The sequence below is a fragment of the Georgenia faecalis genome, assembly GCF_003710105.1.
Classification (GTDB): Bacteria; Actinomycetota; Actinomycetes; order Actinomycetales; family Actinomycetaceae; genus Georgenia_A; species Georgenia_A faecalis.
In genome coordinates, this window is sequence record NZ_CP033325.1 from 376225 (window position 1) to 393588 (window position 17364).

The following is a 17364-nucleotide window of genomic DNA, read 5'->3' on the forward strand; positions in this document are numbered from 1 at the left end:
CGCCACAAGGGGGCTTAGCGTCCACCCGTGCCCGGCGATGGGCAACGTAGTCGCATCGCCGTTCCGTGGCCGATCTAAGGAGTGAAGATGCTTCGTCGTATCGCCGTGCCCCCACGAGGGCCGGCACCGGGGGCGCGCCTGGTCCGCAGGACCGTCGCCGCCGTGGGCGCCGCCGCCGTCGTCGGCGCAGCCTTGACCGTTCCCGCCTCCGCCGCCGTCGAGCTGCCCGAGCAGGTCCCCGGGGTGACGCTGAGGACCTTCCAGCTCGCCAGCGACCCCGGCGCGGTCTGCACGCTGAGGTCGGCCACCACGCCCAACGTCGACAAGGTGATGCCGACGATCGACTGGCGCACCGACGAGGACTTCGGTGCCTCGGACAACTTCATCACCCACGCCCTGGCGAACCTCACGGTGCCCGCCGATGGTGAGTACACGTTCCGCGTCACCAACGACGACGGTGCGCTCGTCTACCTCGACGACCAGCTCCTCCTCGAGAACGACGGACCCCAGGACTCGACGTCGAAGGAAGGCACCGTCACCCTCACGGCCGGCGTGCACTCCCTGCGCGTCGAGCACTACGAGGGCGGCTACGGCCAGCGGCTGACGCTGGCCTGGCGGACGCCGGGCAGCACGAGCTTCGAGGTCGTGCCGACGTCGGCCCTGAGCACCGAGGAGGCCGTGCGCGTCGTCAACCCCGGGGTGAAGTTCTGCGAGGGGGCCACCGACACCCCCGGTGACGGGCTGCGCCTGTACGACGTCAACCCCAACTACACCCTCACGGACCTGCGGCCCGAGGGCTTCAACCCCGCGGTCTCGGCCCTGGACTTCACCGAGGACGGCGACCTCGTCGTCGTCACCGCGGGACAGGTGAGCCCCGGAGGCTGGCAGCCCGACCCGAACACCGGCGAGGTGTTCATCCTCGACGGCGCCCAGGAGGCCGACGGCCCCGAGGACGTGACCTACCGTCTCGTCCACGACGGGCTGTTCAACCCCATGGGCGTCGACGTCATCGGCGACTCGATCTTCGTCTCGGAGCGTGACGGGCTCACCGAGCTCGTCCCCGACCCCGCCTCGGAGGACCCGGAGAACCCGGACTACATCCGCAACCCGGAGTACGAGGACGGCAAGTTCGCCACCTGGCCCGACGGCGGCAACTTCCACGAGTTCGCCTTCGGCCTCGTCCACGACGAGGAGAACTTCTACGTCAACCTCTCCGTCGCCATCAACAACGGCGGCGCGTCGACGAACCCGCAGCCGGCGCAGGGTCGCGGCACGACCATCGCGATCGACCGCGAGACCGGCGAGGTGGACTTCATCGCCGGTGGTCTGCGCACCCCGAACGGCATCGGCTGGGGCGGCACCGACGGCGACGACCTGTTCGCCATGGACAACCAGGGGGACTGGCTGCCCAGCTCCAAGCTCGTCCACGTCAAGGAGGGCCGGTTCTTCAACCACTACACCAACCCGGCAGGGCCCTTCGACGACCAGCCCGTGACGCCGCCGGCGGTGTGGGTGCCGCAGAACGAGATCGGCAACTCCCCGAGCGCCCCGTTCCAGCTCACGGCTGGCCCGTTCGCCGGGCAGATGCTCTTCGGTGACGTCACGTACGGCGGCCTCCAGCGCGCGTTCCTCGAGGAGGTCGACGGCGAGTACCAGGGGGCGGTCTTCCGCCACACGGCCGGCCTCGAGGCCGGCGTCAACCGCACCATCGTCGGACCCGACGGCGCCGTCTACGTCGGCGGCATCGGCGAGGCCGGAAACTGGGGCGAGTCGGGCAAGCTGCGGTACGGCCTCCAGAAGCTCACCCCCAACGGGACGAACACCTTCGACTGGTACGAGATGCGCGTCGTCGAGGGCGGCTTCGAGATCGAGTACACCCAGCCAATCTCCGAGGGGACGGCTGCGGAGATCGCTGACGCCTACGAGGTCAACCAGTGGCGCTACGTGCCGACCGCCTCCTACGGCGGCCCCAAGGTCGGCGAGGAGGTGCTCCCCGTCACCGGTGCCGAGGTCTCCGAGGACCGCAGGACGGTCACGCTGGCCATCGACGGGCTCACCCCCGGGCACGTCGTCCACGTGCGCTCGCCGCGCCCGTTCGTCGCCGAGTCCGGCGAGGAGCTGCTGAGCACCGAGGCCTGGTACACCCTCAACTCCCTGCCCGGGTACGTGGCCCCGCCCGACACCGGGTACTACGAGGCGGAGGAGGCCACCCTGCTCGGTGGGTCCAGCATCGCGACCGAGCACAGCGGCTACTCGGGCACCGGATTCGCCGCGGGCATCCAGAACGTCGGCGCCGAGGTCCGCTTCACCGCCACGGTCGAGGAGGCCGGGATCCACCCGGTGCACCTGCGCTACGCCAACGGTCCCAACCCCTTCGACGGGACCAAGACGGTCTCGCTGTACGTCAACGGGGAGAAGGTCGGGCCGTGGGAGCTGCCGAGCACCGGCAGCTGGAAGACGTGGGGCAGCGTCACGCGGGACATCGAGCTCGACGCCGGGACCAACACCATCAGCCTGCGCTACGACACCGGTGACGACGGCAACGTCAACTTCGACGTCCTGTCGGTGGGGACCGCGGACATCTGCGAGCCCTTCACCGCCGACGACGGGTACACCGCCCTGTTCGACGGCACCCTCGACAGCTTCGAGGACTGGCGTCTGGCCGGTGCCGGCTCGTTCGGCCGGTACGAGGACTGCTCGCTGCGGACCGAGGGCGGCATGGGGCTCCTGTGGCACCCCGAGCACGAGGTGGGCAACTACAGCCTCAAGCTCGACTGGAAGCTCGTCAAGGACGACAACGGCGGCATCTTCGTCGGGTTCCCGAACCCGGGCAACGACCCGTGGGTGGCGGTGAACCAGGGCTACGAGATCCAGGTCGACGCCACGGACGCCGCGGACCGCACCACCGGTGCGATCTACACCTTCCAGGGAGCGGACACGGAGGCCGTCGAGGAGGCGCTCAACCCGGTGGGCTCGTGGAACAGCTACGAGATCGTCGTCGAGGGCGAGAACACCATCAAGGTGTTCCTCAACGGCGTCCTCGTCAACGACTTCACGAGCACCGACCCCGCCCGTGACCTCAGCTCGGGGTTCATCGGCATCCAGAACCACGGGGGCGGCGAGACGGTCTTCTACCGCAACATCCAGGTCGCGAACCTCGCTGATATCCAGCCGGTGGAGGTCACGCCTGGCGCGGTGACGTTCGCGGACGTGGATGGTGCCGAGGAGGACACGTTCACCGTTCCGGCGGTGGAGGGTGTGGAGTACCTGGTGGGTGGTGAGGTTGTTGCGGCTGGCACGTACCCAGGTTCGGGGACTGTGACGGTCACGGCTCGTGCGGTGGAGGGCTTTGCCCTGGCCGAGGGGGCGGTGGCGCAGTGGTCGCACACCTTCGCCACGACCGGTGGTGAGCCGGTGGAGCGGATCACGGTGCCGGTGGAGAAGGTGTCCATCGGGATGTTCAGCCTGATCCCGTGGGTGCGGGAGGACGGCCTGCCGGAGGTGCTGCGGCGCCTGGCGGAGATCGGGTTCGAGAACGTCGAGCCGTTCGGTGGGAACTTCACCGGGTACACCGCGCAGGAGTTCCGGGCGATGACCGACGACCTGGGTCTGCGGGTCCCGTCCTCGCACTACAACACGGACGAGGCGACGTTCGACGCGACCCTGGAGTTCGTGGAGACCTTGGGTCAGGAGTACGTGGGTTCGGGTGGGTTCGCCTCCCCGGGGATCGGTTCCTACGAGGACACCCTGGCGACGGCGGCGGCGATGAACCGTCTGGGTGAGCGGTCGGTGGAGGCCGGGTTCGAGCGGTTCTTCGGCCACAACCACGACCGGGAGTTCACCACCACGTACACCCACGACGGTGTGGTGATGTCGGCGTGGGAGATCCTGGTGGAGGAGACGAACCCGGAGTGGGTGAGCTTCCAGCTGGACGTGGCTTGGGCCGCGCACGCGGGTATCGACGTCCCGGCGCTGATCGAGGAGTACGGGGACCGGATCGAGCTGCTGCACATCAAGGACGCCACGAACGTCGCTGGTGAGGGTCGTCCGGTCTTCGCCAAGCTCGGTGAGGGTGAGGTCGACCTGCAGGGCATCCTCGCGGCGGCGCAGGAGCACGCTCCGATCGCGTACTACGTCATGGAGTACGACCAGTCCCCGGTGGGCGAGGCGTTCGCTGCTGAGGGCTTTGAGTACCTCACCGGCCAGGAGGCCGGCGAGCCCGGCGTGCCTGGGCCCCCCGGCGAGCCCGGTGAGCCTGGTGAGCCCGGTGAGCCTGGTGAGCCCGGTGAGCCCGGTGAGCCTGGTGAGCCCGGTCAGCCTGGTGAGCCCGGCCAGCCCGGCCAGCCCGGCCAGCCCGGTGAGCCCGGTGAGCCCGGCCAGCCTGGTGAGCCCGGTGAGCCTGGTGAGCCCGGCCAGCCCGGTGCGCCTGGTGAGCCCGGCCAGCCCGGTGCGCCTGGTGAGCCCGGCCAGCCTGGTGAGCCCGGTGCGCCTGGTCAGCCCGGCCAGCCCGGCCAGCCTGGTGAGCCTGGTCAGCCTGGTCAGCCCGGTGCGCCTGGTGGCCCGGACGACGGCCGCGGTGACGTGGACGAGCGTGACGAGACCCCGCCTGCGGGTGGGTCCGGTCGCCCCGGCGGCACGCTGCCCGACACCGGTGTGGAGCTCGGTCTCCTCGCCGGGGCCCTGCTCCTGGCGGTGGCCGGCGGCCTCACGCTGCGGATGCGTCGGGTGACGCTCGGTAGCTGACGGGCATGACACGAGGGCCCCTGGTCCGGCTCCGGCCGGACCAGGGGCCCTTTCTCGTCCGCCCCGTCAGCGGGCTGGCGGCGTGACCTGCCGTCTCTGCCCGGCGGTGGGTGGCGCGGGAGGGAGTGCCGCCGTCGGGTCAGGACCCGGGCCGCGCGACCGGCACGGGTGCGACACCCGCCGCCTCGAGGAGCACGTCACGCACCTCGGTGGCCGCCACCCGGTCGCGGGCGCCCGCGGGGTCGGAGCACAGCAGCACCGGCCCGTCGGCGGGGTCGTCGGGCAGACGGCCGTGGCTGCCGCGCAGGGGCGAGGGATCCAGCGGGACGACGTTCATCGTGTAGCGCAGGCCGACCTTCTTGCGCAGCACGGCCGCGCCGGCGCGCGCCTTCACCCAGCGGTCCTCGGGGTCCATGAAGAGCTCCACGGGGTCGTACCCGGGCTTCTTGTGGATCTCGACGAGCTTGGCGAAGTCGGGGGCCTTGGCGTCGTCGAGCCAGTAGTAGTACGTGAACCACGAGTCCGGCTCCGCGACGAGCACGAGCTCGCCCGAGCGCGGGTGGTCGAGCCCGTAGGCGGCCTTGCCCTCCGCGTCGAGCACCTCCGCGACGCCCGGGGTGGCCTCGAGCAGCTCCTTGATGGCCGGCAGGTCGGCGGGGTCGCGGACGTAGACGTGGGCGAGCTGGTGGTCGGCCGCGGCGAACGCCGGGGACGTCCAGGTGTCGAGCAGCTCGCCGGTGGCGTTGGTGTGGACGTGGAGGTACCCGGCGCGGCGCAGGACGCGGTTGACGTCGACGGCGCGCGAGACACCCGTGATGCCGTACTCGCTGAGCACGACCACCGTGGCGCCCAGGCGCTTGGCGTCCGCGAGCAGCGGCGCGACGGCGGCGTCGACCTCCCGCGCGGCGCGGACCGCCTCGGGGCCGTCGGGGCCGAACCGCTGGAGGTCGTAGTCGAGGTGCGGGATGTAGGCGAGGGTGAGGTCGTGGTCGGGGAGCACCTTGCGCGCCGCGCCCACGATCCACTGCGAGCTCTTGATGGACGCCCCGGGGCCCCAGAACGTGAAGAGGGGGAACGGGCCGAGCTCGGACACCAGCTCGTCGTGCAGCGCCGGGGGCCACGTCCAGCAGTCCGGTTCCTTGCGCCCGTCCGCGTGGTACGCCGGCCGGGGCGTGATCGTGGTGTCGGCGCTGGAGCCCATGGCGTACCACCAGCACACGTTGGCCACGCGGTAGCCGGGGTGGGTGCGCCGGATCGTCTCCCACACCTTCTCCCCGCTCACCAGCCCGTTGTGCTGGCGCCACAGGAGGATCTCGCCGAGGTCGCGGAACAGCCAGCCGTTGCCCACGATCCCGTGCTCCGAGGGCCGCAGGCCGGTGAGGAACGTCGACTGCGCGGAGCAGGTGACGGCCGGTAGGACGGTCTCCAGCTCGGCGCGGTACCCCTGCTCGGCCACCGCCCGCAGGTGCGGGGTGTGCTGGAGCAGGCGCGGGGTGAGCCCGACGACGTCGAGCACGAGGAGCTTCTTCACAAGGCCTCCAAGCCGAGTTCGGTCAGTCGGTCGTGCGCCCAGCGCAGCTCGGCGGCCAGGCCCGCGACGAGCCCGTCGTCGTCGGCGGGGCGCAGGTGCTCGGGCAGCACGGACCACGTGTAGGTCTCCACCTCGAGGTGGTCGGTGAGCGCCCGCGGGCCGCCGACGAGCGCGCGCGCCGCGTCCCGCAGGTAGTCCGCGGTGCCCTCGAGCGGGGCGTCCGGGGCGTCGTGGACGGGCACGTGGAAGTGCACGCGCCACGGGCCGTCGCCGGCGAGCTCGGCGCCGGTGAGCGCCTCGGGCAGGTCGTCGACGGCGAGGACACGGCCGCCGTCGTGCTCGCGGACCTGGTGGAGGAACCGGTCCTCGGCGAAAGTGCCGAGCGCGGTGCGGGTCTCCGGCGCGGTCGGGTCGGCGACGTGCACGGCCGAGGCGAGCTGCGCCTTGACGACGGCGAGGCCGACGCCGTCGAGCGCGGCGAGGGCCTCCGTGGGGTCCTCGAACGCCGTGGCCATGTGGCACGTGTCGAGGCAGACGCCGAGCCGGTCCGGGTCGAGGCCGGCGAGGAGGCGCGCGGCGTCGGCCGCCGTCTCCACGATGCAGCCGGGCTCCGGCTCGAGCCCCACCCGCACCCTCCGCCCGGTGCGCGCCTCCACCCGGGCGAGGCCGTCGGCGAGGCGGTCGAGCGTGGCGCGGGCCCGGGTGTGGCGCTCGTCGGACCACGGGGTCCGCCACGCGAGCGGCACGGTGGAGATGCTGCCGCGGGCCGCGTCGTCGGGCAGGAGCGCCGCGAGCACCTCGGCGCAGTCGAGGGTGTAGGCCAGCCGTGCCTCCTCGGTCCAGTCCGGGTGGTAGACCCGCTGCTTCACCTCGGGCGCGTGGAAGCTGGCGTAGGGGAAGGCGTTGAGGGTGACCACCTCGGCCCCGGCGCGGGCCAGCGCGGACCGCAGGCGCGCGACCTCGCGCGGGGAGCCCGCCAGGTGCGCGGCCGCCTCCGCGGGCAGCCACAGGCCCAGGCCCAGCCGGTCGACGCCGAGCGCCGCGCGGACGGGGGCGGCGTACCGGGCGAGCTGGGCGACCAGGCCGTCGACGTCCTCGGCGGGGTGGACGTTCGTGCAGTACGCGAGGTGGACGACCGTGCCGTCGGGGTGCCGGAACCGCACCGGCTCAGCCCTGCGCGGTGGCGGGCTCGCCGCGCTGGATGGAGTTGCCCGCGTAGGTGCCGGCGTCGGTGACCTCCTCCTCGAGGAGCAGGCGCCCGCTCTGGCCGTAGAACTCCACGGGGTTGCGCCACAGCACCCGGTCGACGTCGTCGTCGGTGAAGCCCGCCGCGAGCATCGCGCGGCCCGTCTTCGCGGTCTTCAGCGGGTCGCTGCGGCCCCAGTCGGCGGCGGAGTTGACGAGCACCCGGTCCAGGCCGCGGCGCTGGAGGATCCGGACCATGCGGTCCTCGTCCATCTTCGTGTCGGGGTAGACCGAGAAGCCCATCCAGGCGCCGGCGTCGTCGACGAGGTCCACCGTCGTCTCGTTGAGGTGGTCGACGACGACGCGTCCCGGCGCCACGCCGACGGAGGCGATGAGGTCGAGGGTGCGCCGGGTGCCGGCGGCCTTGTCCCGGTGCGGGGTGTGGACGAGGACCGGCAGGTCGTGCTCCCCGGCCAGCTCGAGCTGGCGGACGAAGACGTGCTCCTCCTCCGGCGTCATCGAGTCGAAGCCCGTCTCGCCGACGGCGACGACGCCGTCCTTGTCGAGGTAGCGCGGCAGGAGGTCGAGTACCGGCGTGCACCGCGGGTCGTTCGCCTCCTTGGGGTTGAGCCCGATGGTGGCGTGGTGGACGATCCCGAACTGCGCGGCGCGGAACCGCTCCCAGCCGAGCAGGCCGTCGAAGTAGTCGACGAAGCTGCCCACCGAGGTGCGCGGCTGGCCCAGCCAGAACGCCGGCTCCACGAGGGCTCGGACCCCGGCGGCGTGCATGGCCTCGTAGTCGTCGGTGGTCCGCGAGGTCATGTGGATGTGCGGGTCGAAGATGCGCACGGCGTTCTCCTGTTCGGGGGTGGGATCAGGGCTGGGCGAGACGGTCGGCGAGGCCAGCGGCCGCGACCTCCTCGGGGAAGTCGGCGAGCAGCGCGAGGGCGTCGTCCGGGACGGCGCGGCCCGCGGCCAGGCGCTCGTTCGCGTAGGCGGCGACCATCGTGCCGAGCCGGGCGTCGGCCCGCTGCGGCAGGCCGTCGACGGCGGCCAGCGGCACCCCGACGAAGAGGCACTTGAGCACGCCCTGGCGCCAGGCGTCGTCGTCGAGGTGGCGCGTGCCGTACGGACCGAGGGCCGCCGCCACGAGCCGGGTGTCGTTGGTCCGCAGGGCGTCCGCGACGAGCGGGAGCGCCTCGGAGCCCAGCGGGAGGCGGTCCAGCGCCGCGAGGACCGCCCGCTTCTCGTCGGCGTCCCCGACGCCGTAGAGGTCGGTGACGTCGGCGGCGAGCCGCTCCGGCGGCACGGCCGCGGCGTGCGCGGCGAGCAGCTCTCCGCGCACCGCGTCCTCGATCCGCGCGGGTGCACCGGACGCGTCCACGGCACCGGGGAGCGGACCGCGGCCCACCCGCCGGGCGGCGGCAGGGAAGTGCCGGCGGATCGCCGCCGGGTCGGCGGTCACCTCGGCGAGGAGCGTCTCGAACGTCGCGGCGGCCAGCTCGCTGAGCGCGGCTCGCAGGGGGCTCGGTGCGGTCATCGGACGGCTCCTCTTGAGGCGGTGCGGTAAGCATGGAGCGCGGCGAGCGAACGCGCGGCCACTTCGGGGGCGGAGTCGCTCTGCCGGCCGAGCTCGACGGACACGAGGCCGTCGTAGCCGGCCTCGTCCAGCGCGGCGAGGACCGGCGGGAAGTCGATGTCGCCCTCGCCGAACTCCAGGTGCGCGTGGACGTCGCGGCGCATGTCCTCGATCTGGACGTGGGCGAGGACGTCGGCGCACGCGCGCACGCAGGCGTCGGGCGCGGCGTCCTCGTTGCAGCGGGCGTGGCCGACGTCGAGGGTGACCCGCAGGCGCTCCGGCTCCCCGAGCCGGGACCGCAGGTCGAGGGCGTCGCCGAGGCGGGAGACGAGCATCGACGGCTCCGGCTCGACGGCGAGGACGATGCCCGCCCGCTCGGCGTGGGGCAGCAGCGCGGCGACGCCGTCGACCAGGCGGTCCCAGCCCACCTCGGGCGTCGTGCCCGGGGCGAGGACGCCGGACCACAGGTGGACCACCGGGGCGCCCAGGTCACCGGCGATGTCGATGGAGCGGTGCAGCAGGTCCAGGCGCAGGTCGCGGCCGGCATCGGAGACGAGGCTCGGCTCGAACTTGCCCCGCGGGTCGAGGAGGTAGGGCGCCCCGGTCTCCACCACCGCGCCGAGGCCCAGGCGCTCGAGCTGCTGCGCGGTCCGGGCGACGCGCGCGGCGACGTCGTCGGCGAACGGGTCGAGGTGGTGGGCGTCCAGGGTGATCGACGCCCCGGCGTACCCGAGCTCGGCGATGATCTCCAGGGCGTCGGGGAGGCGGTGGGCGGTGAACCCGTTGGTGCCGTAGGCGAATCTCATGTGGGCGACAGCCTCCTCGTGGCGAGCCGGGCCAGGGGCCCGACGGCGAGCACGGCGGCCGCGGCCGGCAGGGCACCGGCTCGTGCGGTGAGCGCCGACTGGAGCGGGATCATCCCGCGGATGCCGACGCCCGTGGCGCGGCGCACCGTCGGGGCGTCGGGGCGGCGGGCGGCGTCGAGCTGGGCGCGGCCGACGGTCCACGCGTAGGTGGCGGCGAGGCCGGCCGCCGCCACGCGGGACAGCGGCGCCCCGCCGAGGGCCGCCGTCGTCCGGGACGCGGTGCGGGGCGCGGTGCGGGGCGCCGGGAGGGCGGCGGCCGCGGCGGTGACGGCCGTCGTGGCGAGCGCGGCCCGCGCGACCGCGGGACTCGTGCCGGTGACCTCGCCCCGGGAGAGCGCGGTGACGGCGACGGTGTGGGCGGTGAGCGTGAGCGCGGCGGGCAGCGCCGGTCGGACGTTCCCGGCGGCCCCGAGCGCGACGTCGAGCCCCCGGTTGGCCGCCATGACGACCGGTCCGAGGACGGTGGGCTTGGCGAGCAGGTCGTAGGCCCACACGGTGGATGCCAGCGCGGCGGCGACGGCGAGGTGCCGCCGGCTCACCGCGGCGGCCAGGCCCAGGCCCGCGGCGGTGAGGACGACGCCGACGCCGAGGGCGAGGCGCGGGCTCACCCGGCCGGAGGGGATCGGCCGCTCGGGGCGCTCGACGGCGTCGAGGTCCCGGTCGGCGTAGTCGTTGAGCGCCATCCCCGCCCAGTACAGGCACGCGGAGGCCGCGGGCAGGAGAGCGGTCCTGGCGCCCCCGGGCCAGCCGGCGGCGGCGGCGCCGGCCAGGGTGTCGCCCGGCACGGTGAGCGCCGCGGGCAGGCGCACGAGCTCGGCGAGGTCGCGGGCGCTGGTCATGCGAGGCCGCCCGGGCGCGCGGCGCGCCACCCCTGGCCCGGGCGCGCGCAGCGCCATCGGCTCGAGCGGGTGCGGGTGGGACCGCTCACGGGTGACCCCTTCGTCGTCGAGGTGATCGGAGCGGCAGGAACCACCGCGCGAGCTCGGGGACGACAGCGTCATCGCCCGCCGAACGCTCGCAGGTGCCTGGCATCCCCGGTTCGTCGGCGTGAGTCTACCGAACTGGCGGAAGCCGACAAAAGTCGCCCCGATGGCCTCGGAACCCGGGTGCGGTCGACTACGGTGCTGTGATCCCGGTGCTGGGATCCGGTCGAGGAAGACCCCGGATGGAGGAACGCATGGACCCGCACGAGCAGGCTCGGCGGCCGCGGCGCGGATCTGACGCCGGACCCGGGCTCGTGGACGGCGCAGCGCGGCCGGACGCCGCGGGCACCGCCGTCGGGCCTCGTGCCGCTGTCGGACCGGACCCGGCGGGCACCGCCGTCGGGCCGGGCCCGGGGGACGGTGCCGACGGTGCGGCGACGGTCGAGGGCGTGCTCCTGTCGGTGCTCGCCGACGCCGAGGCCCGGGTGCCGACCCGCGTCACCGGGTACGCGACCCTGTGGGACCAGCTCCGCGTGACGGTGCGCGGGGGCAAGAAGTTCCGCGGCGGGCTGGTCGTCCGCACCCACGACGCCCTCGGCGGGCGCCGCCGGGACGCGGCCGTGACCGCGGGGGCCGCGTTCGAGCTGCTGCACGCCGCGTTCCTCGTCCACGACGACCTCATCGACCACGACCTGGTCCGCCGCGGCGTGCCCAACCTGCCCGCGGTGATGGCGGGCGTGGCCGTGTCGGCCGGGGCCAACGACGTCCGCGCCGAGCGCTTCGCCGAGGCGAGCGCGGTGCTGGCCGGCGACGCGGCGCTGTCCCTGGCGCACGGCATGTTCGCCACGCTCGACGTCCCCACCGACGTCCACCGGGCGCTGCAGGAGCTCCTGCGCGACACCGTGCTGTTCTCCGTCGCCGGCGAGCTCGGCGACGTCGCCTCCGGCCTGGGGCTGTGGAGCACCTCCCACGAGGACGCCATGACCGTCGCCGAGAGCAAGACGGCGATGTACTCCTTCCGGGCGCCCCTGCGCGCCGGGGCGCTCATCGCCGATGCTCCCGACGACGTCGCCGCGCTCCTCGACCGCGTGGGCAGCGACCTGGGCCGCGCGTTCCAGCTCGTCGACGACCTCCTCGGGGTCTTCGCGCCCGAGGGCGTCATCGGCAAGAGCAACGTCTCCGACCTGCGCGAGGGCAAGGCGACGTCGCTGCTCCTCCACGCCCGGGAGCTGCCCGTGTGGGACGAGGTGCGCGACCACGTGGGCCGGCTCGACCTGCTGCCCGCCACGGCCGACGTCGTCCGCGGTCACCTCGCCCGCTCGGCGGCCCCGGCCCGAGTGGCGGACCAGGTGCGCGACCGGCTGGGCGAGGCCGCCGACGTCGTGCGCGCCGGGGACGTCCCGGCGCCGCTCGCCGCGCTGCTCGACGAGGCGGTGCGCACGGTCGGCGCCTCGCTCGACCGCGCCTGGCGGTTCGTCGAGTCCTGCCGCTGACGCGGCTGGGCGCGCGCGGCCGGGGCTGACCGGGCGGCCTGACGCGGCGGGGCGCGCCGCCGTCGGGCCGGGGCGCGCCGCCGTCGGGCTCAGGCCGAGGCGAGGTCCTCCGCGTCGATGATCTTGTAGGCGTAGCCCTGCTCGGCGAGGAACCGCTGGCGGTGCGCAGCGAAGTCCTGGTCGAGGGTGTCCCGGGCGACGACCGCGTAGAAGTGCGCGGTCTTGCCGTCGGCCTTGGGCCGTAGCAGCCGGCCGAGGCGCTGGGCCTCCTCCTGGCGCGAGCCGAACGAGCCGGACACCTGGATCGCCACCGCGGCCTCCGGGAGGTCGATGGAGAAGTTGGCGACCTTGGACACGACCAGCACCTTGAGCTCGCCGGTGCGGAACTCCGCGAAGAGGCGCTCGCGCTCGTTGACGGACGTCGCCCCCGTGATGACGGGCGCGTCGAGCCGTTCGCCGAGGCCCTCGAGCTGGTCGAGGTACTGCCCGATGATGAGGATCTGCTCGTCGGCGTGCCGGGCGACGAGCTGGCTGACGACCCGGTCCTTGCCGTCGGCGCTCGCGGCGAGGCGGTAGCGGTCCTCTGCCTCGGCGGTCGCGTAGACCATGCGGTCGCGGTCGCTGAGGGTGAGCCGCACCTCGGTGCACTCGGCGGGCGCGATGTAGCCCTGCGCCTCGATGTCCTTCCACGGCGCGTCGTACCGCTTGGGGCCGATGAGGGAGAAGACCTCGTCCTCCCGCCCGTCCTCGCGCACGAGCGTCGCGGTGAGCCCGAGCCGGCGGCGGGCCTGGAGGTCCGCCGTCATCCGGAAGATCGGCGCCGGGAGGAGGTGGACCTCGTCGTAGAGGATGAGGCCCCAGTCGCGCGCGTCGAGCAGCTCGAGGTGGGTGTAGACGCCCTTCCGGCGGGTGGTGAGCACCTGGTAGGTCGCGATCGTCACCGGGCGGACCTCCTTGCGGGCGCCGGAGTACTCGCCGATCTCGTCCTCGGTGAGCGTCGTGCGGCGCAGCAGCTCGCTGCGCCACTGGCGCGCGGAGACCGTGTTCGTCACGAGGATGAGTGTGGTCGCCCGGGAGCGGGCCATCGCCGCCGCGCCGACGAGCGTCTTGCCCGCCCCGCAGGGGAGCACGACGACGCCCGAGCCGCCGTGCCAGAAGCTCTCCACCGCCTCGGCCTGGTAGGGGCGCAACGACCAGTCGGCGGTGTCGAGGTCGATGGCGTGCGCCTCGCCGTCGACGTAGCCGGCGAGGTCCTCGGCCGGCCAGCCCAGCTTGAGGAGGACCTGCTTGAGGTGCCCGCGCTCGCTGGGGTGGACGACGACGCTCGTGGCGTCGAGGCGCTCGCCCACGAGGCCGGCGGTCCGCTTCGAGCGCAGGACCTCCTCGAGGACCGGGGCGTCGGTGGTGTGCAGGACGAGGCCGTGGACCGGGTCCGCGACGAGCTGGAGGCGCCCGTAGCGCGACATCGTCTCGGCGACGTCGACGAGGAGCGCGTGCGGGACCGGGTAGCGCGAGAACTCGAGCAGGGTGTCGACCACCCGCTCGGCGTCGTGCCCGGCGGCCCGGGCGTTCCACAGGCCCAGCGGGGTGAGGCGGTAGGTGTGGACGTGCTCGGGGGCGCGCTCAAGCTCGGCGAAGGGGGCGATGGCGCGTCGGCACTCCGCGGCACGCGCGTGGTCGACCTCGAGCAGGAGCGTCTTGTCGGACTGGACGATGAGTGGGCCATCAGGCATCCGCCCATTGTCACGCGCCGAGGAGGTGCGCGTCTCCGTGACCTCGCTCACCGGACCTGGGCGGGTCTGGTGCGTCTGGGCCGTGATCGGTCGGCGGCCGACTCTGCCCCTCGCTCTGAACCGCGCCGAGTTCGCTGATTTCTGCCGAGTTCGCTGTTTGGTGCCGAGTTCGCTAGTTCCTACTGGCGAACTCGGCACGGATTGGCGAACTCGGCACTGACGAACCGCCTGAGTTCGCTGTTTCATGCCGAGTTCGCTAGTTCCTGCGGTGTGGGGACGGCGCAGACGACGGCATGGCCCCGCAGACGACGGCATCGCCGCTCGCCGTCCCTCCACGCCGCCGAGGTCGCTGATTTCTGCCGAGTTCGCTGTTTGATGCCGAGTTCGCTAGTTCCTACTAGCGAACTCGGCACGGATTGGCGAACTCGGCACTGACGAACTGGCTGAGTTCGCTAGTTCCCGCTGAGTTCGCCAGTTCCTGCGCGCGTGGGGGAGCGGCGCGGCTCAGCGAGGCGCCTGGCGCGGGCGGGGGATCGGCACGAGACCGGGCACCGGCCGCGCGTTGACCCACATCGACGGCGGGAGCGCGGAGCGGATCCGCTCGAACGTGACAGCCGGATCGAGGAGATCACGCTGCGTGAAGCGCAAGACGCGAGCGCCGGTCTCGCGGAGGGCGTCCTCGCGCGCCTTCTCCCGCTCGACGACGCGGCCCGGCGCACCTCGGGCCAGGTCCCGGTACTTCACCATGCCGTCGTACTCGCACAGGACCACCAGTCCGTCGTCGAGCCGCCAGCCAAGATCACTGAAGAACAGGCCCGCCCGAGTCTGCACGGGAATCTGCAGGACGGGTGGGGGAACGCCCCGACTGACGACGATCCAGCGCAGGGAGCTCTCACCCGGCGACTCCGCCAGGCCGTTGGCTGCGCGGATGACCGCACGAGCCTGGACGATGCCGCGGCTCCCGCGCCGATCTGCGAGGCGGGCGAGCAGCGTGGTGCGGAGCTGCTCCATCGTTCTCCGGCCGTCATCCGACGCTCGCTGGTCGAGGCCCGACACCGATCGGAACGCCGAGTCGACGACGACCAACGCTTCCTTCGGGTGAAGCGAGCCGGCACAGTCGAGGATCGTGCGTTCGATGCTCGTCACGGGCACACCGCGGACCACCGTGCGATCTGCCGACGGCAGCTCGGTGAAGTGCCGGACAAGTCCTCGGTCTCCGCTGCTGTTGGGGCGTGCGGGCTGGATGAGATGGGTGTGCTCGTCCACCCTCCACAGTTCCCAGCCGTGGAGGAGTGCCGCGGTCTGATGGCTGAAGACCGCATCGGTGCGGAGTTGCGCCGCGGCCGCCTGGCAGCGGGCGAGTGCCAGCGCATGGTCGCGCTCCCATCGCTGAAGATCTTCGGGCAGGTGCATGTAGGCCCCGCGCCGGACGCGTGTGAACCCGTCCCGCGAGGCGGACCGGATGACGCTTGCGCCGAGGTCGCGAGTGAAGACGAGGCCGGAGGTCATCACCCAAGGCTCGGCGGTCGGGTCTGGCGGCGCGCGCCTCTCGGGCGCGTCTGTGGACGGGGCGCCCGCGAGGTGCCCTGTGCAGGAGCCGAGAGACCAATGCGGTGGGCAGGAGGCGGGCCCGGCGCCCACGGGCGGCGGGCGGCGATCACGGGCGACGGGCGGCGATCTGCGGACGCGCGGGCGGCGATCTGCGGACGCGCGGCCGGCGCGGACGCAGTGCGCCACCTCACCGCCACCGGTCGCCGTGGGGGCGCGGCCGTGCCCACACTGAGCCGCATGAGCACCCATGACGGCGGAGCCGAGCCGCTGACCGCGCTGGTCACGGGCGCAACGGGGTACATCGGCGGCCGCCTCGTCCCCGAGCTCCTCGCCGCGGGTTTCCGGGTGCGCGCCATGGCCCGCAACCCGGACCGCCTCGAGGGGCGGGAGTGGCGCGACGCCGTCGACGTGGTCCGCGCCGACGCGCAGGACCCCGAGCAGCTCGCGGCCGCCATGGCCGGCGTCGACGTCGCCTACTACCTCATCCACTCCCTCGGCTCGGGTCCGACCTTCGAGGAGCGCGACCGGCGCACCGCCCGCGCGTTCGCCGTCGCCGCCCGCGAGGCCGGGGTCCGCCGCATCGTCTACCTCGGCGGCCTGCACCCCGACGCCGAGACCCTGTCCCCGCACCTCGCCTCGCGCCGGGAGGTGGGGGACATCCTCCTCGCCTCCGGCGTCCCGACGGCGGTCCTCCAGGCCGCCGTCATCATCGGCTCCGGCAGCGCGTCGTTCGAGATGATGCGCTACCTCACCGAGCGGCTGCCGGCGATGGTGGCGCCGCGGTGGCTCGACAACCGGATCCAGCCGATCGCCGTGCGCGACGTCCTGCGCTACCTCGTCGGCGTCGCGCGCCTGCCGGAGGACGTCAGCCGCACCTTCGACATCGGCGGCCCCGACGTGCTCACCTACCGCGAGATGATGCAGCGGTACGCGGCGATCGCCGGCCTCGCGCCCCGGCTCATCCGGACCGTGCCGGTGCTCACCCCGAAGCTCGCGAGCCTGTGGGTCGGGCTCGTGACGCCGGTCCCGGGGCCCCTCGCGCGTCCGCTGGTGGAGTCCCTCATCCACGAGGTGGTCGCCAAGGAGGACGACATCCGCCGGTACGTGCCGGACCCGCCCGAGGGCCTCCTCGGGTTCGACGCCGCCGTCGAGCTCGCCCTGCAGAAGGTCCGCGAGTTCGACGTCGCGACCTCCTGGGCGTCCGCGACCCCGCAGGGCGCCCCGAGCGACCCACTCCCCGAGGACCCCGACTGGGCGGGCGGCAGCCTCTTCGTCGACGAGCGCGAGCGGGTCGTCGACGCCACCCCGGAGGACCTCTGGGCGGTCATCGAGGGCGTCGGCGGCACCACCGGCTGGTACTCGTGGCGGCTCGGCTGGATGCTCCGCGGGCTCATGGACCGCCTCTTCGGCGGGCCGGGGCTGCGCCGGGGCCGCCGCCACCCGACCCGCCTGTGGGTGGGCGACCCCGTCGACTGGTGGCGCGTCGAGCGCATCGAGCCGGGCCGCCTGCTGCGGCTGCGCGCGGAGATGCGGCTGCCCGGCCTCGCCTGGCTCGAGCTCGGCGCGCACACCGACGACGACGGCCGCACGGTGTTCCGCCAGCGCGCGATCTACCACCCCCACGGCCTCGTCGGGCAGCTGTACTGGTGGGCGGTGACGCCCTTCCACGGCGTCGTCTTCGGCGGGATGCAGCGCAACCTCGCGACCGCGGCCGAGGGGCGCGCGGCGGCGGCCTGACCGCCGGAAAAAACTCCCCGACC

At 73.6% G+C, this 17364-nt stretch carries 11 protein-coding genes; 3 read left to right on the top strand and 8 right to left on the bottom strand.

What is annotated here, in order from left to right:
• Positions 1–87: 87 nt before the first annotated feature.
• Positions 88–4743 (top strand): 3-keto-alpha-glucoside-1,2-lyase-like domain-containing protein, encoded by a 4656-nt coding sequence (locus EBO36_RS01545; protein WP_187695832.1) that lies wholly within the window; start codon positions 88–90, stop codon positions 4741–4743.
• Positions 4744–4882: 139 nt separating this feature from the next.
• Here the strand turns inward: EBO36_RS01545 and EBO36_RS01560 are convergent, their stop codons facing one another.
• From EBO36_RS01560 to EBO36_RS01580, 6 genes are read right to left on the bottom strand one after another with little or no spacing between them, the layout of a single operon-like run.
• Complete coding sequence (locus EBO36_RS01560; protein ID WP_222928748.1) at positions 4883–6274, bottom strand: alkaline phosphatase family protein; 1392 nt, start codon at positions 6272–6274, stop codon at positions 4883–4885.
• Positions 6271–7437, bottom strand: coding sequence for a metabolite traffic protein EboE (gene eboE / locus EBO36_RS01565; RefSeq protein ID WP_122823072.1), 1167 nt, complete (start codon positions 7435–7437; stop codon positions 6271–6273). Before eboE ends, EBO36_RS01560 begins: the two co-directional genes overlap by 4 nt.
• A gap of 4 nt (positions 7438–7441) precedes the next feature.
• Positions 7442–8308 carry a TatD family hydrolase gene (locus EBO36_RS01570; RefSeq protein ID WP_122823073.1) on the bottom strand — a complete coding sequence of 289 codons (867 nt, stop codon included), beginning with the start codon at positions 8306–8308 and terminating at the stop codon, positions 7442–7444.
• A gap of 25 nt (positions 8309–8333) precedes the next feature.
• A complete protein-coding gene (locus EBO36_RS15170) occupies positions 8334–8999 on the bottom strand; it encodes an EboA domain-containing protein (RefSeq protein ID WP_164471274.1) in 666 nt (221 codons plus the stop codon).
• On the bottom strand, positions 8996–9844 hold the full coding sequence (locus EBO36_RS15175; protein ID WP_164471275.1) for a sugar phosphate isomerase/epimerase family protein: 849 nt from the start codon (positions 9842–9844) through the stop codon (positions 8996–8998). Before EBO36_RS15175 ends, EBO36_RS15170 begins: the two co-directional genes overlap by 4 nt.
• Positions 9841–10743 carry an SCO3242 family prenyltransferase gene (locus EBO36_RS01580; RefSeq protein WP_122823074.1) on the bottom strand — a complete coding sequence of 301 codons (903 nt, stop codon included), beginning with the start codon at positions 10741–10743 and terminating at the stop codon, positions 9841–9843. The genes EBO36_RS15175 and EBO36_RS01580 overlap by 4 nt, the downstream gene beginning before the upstream one ends.
• A gap of 398 nt (positions 10744–11141) precedes the next feature.
• On the opposite strand from EBO36_RS01580, the gene EBO36_RS01585 reads away from it, so the two are divergent.
• Positions 11142–12320, top strand: coding sequence for a polyprenyl synthetase family protein (locus EBO36_RS01585; RefSeq protein WP_164471276.1), 1179 nt, complete (start codon positions 11142–11144; stop codon positions 12318–12320).
• Between the two features lie 89 nt (positions 12321–12409).
• On the opposite strand, the gene EBO36_RS01590 is transcribed toward EBO36_RS01585, so the two are convergent.
• Positions 12410–14053 carry a DNA repair helicase XPB gene (locus EBO36_RS01590; RefSeq protein ID WP_122825375.1) on the bottom strand — a complete coding sequence of 548 codons (1644 nt, stop codon included), beginning with the start codon at positions 14051–14053 and terminating at the stop codon, positions 12410–12412.
• Between the two features lie 504 nt (positions 14054–14557).
• Complete coding sequence (locus tag EBO36_RS01595; RefSeq protein ID WP_164471277.1) at positions 14558–15562, bottom strand: hypothetical protein; 1005 nt, start codon at positions 15560–15562, stop codon at positions 14558–14560.
• Between the two features lie 279 nt (positions 15563–15841).
• On the opposite strand from EBO36_RS01595, the gene EBO36_RS01600 reads away from it, so the two are divergent.
• On the top strand, positions 15842–17341 hold the full coding sequence (locus tag EBO36_RS01600) for an SDR family oxidoreductase (RefSeq protein ID WP_122823077.1): 1500 nt from the start codon (positions 15842–15844) through the stop codon (positions 17339–17341).
• Positions 17342–17364 lie beyond the last annotated feature (23 nt).

What these genes read in the sequence shown, in the direction of transcription:
- EBO36_RS01580 (WP_122823074.1), bottom strand. Translation starts at nt 10,743, where the DNA reads ATGACCAGCGCCCGCGACCTCGCCGAGCTCGTGCGCCTGCCCGCGGCG.
- EBO36_RS01595 (WP_164471277.1), bottom strand. Translation starts at nt 15,562, where the DNA reads ATGACCTCCGGCCTCGTCTTCACTCGCGACCTCGGCGCAAGCGTCATC.
- EBO36_RS15170 (WP_164471274.1), bottom strand. Translation starts at nt 8,999, where the DNA reads ATGACCGCACCGAGCCCCCTGCGAGCCGCGCTCAGCGAGCTGGCCGCC.
- EBO36_RS01545 (WP_187695832.1), top strand. Translation starts at nt 88, where the DNA reads ATGCTTCGTCGTATCGCCGTGCCCCCACGAGGGCCGGCACCGGGGGCG.
- EBO36_RS01590 (WP_122825375.1), bottom strand. Translation starts at nt 14,053, where the DNA reads ATGCCTGATGGCCCACTCATCGTCCAGTCCGACAAGACGCTCCTGCTC.
- EBO36_RS01600 (WP_122823077.1), top strand. Translation starts at nt 15,842, where the DNA reads ATGAGCACCCATGACGGCGGAGCCGAGCCGCTGACCGCGCTGGTCACG.
- EBO36_RS15175 (WP_164471275.1), bottom strand. Translation starts at nt 9,844, where the DNA reads ATGAGATTCGCCTACGGCACCAACGGGTTCACCGCCCACCGCCTCCCC.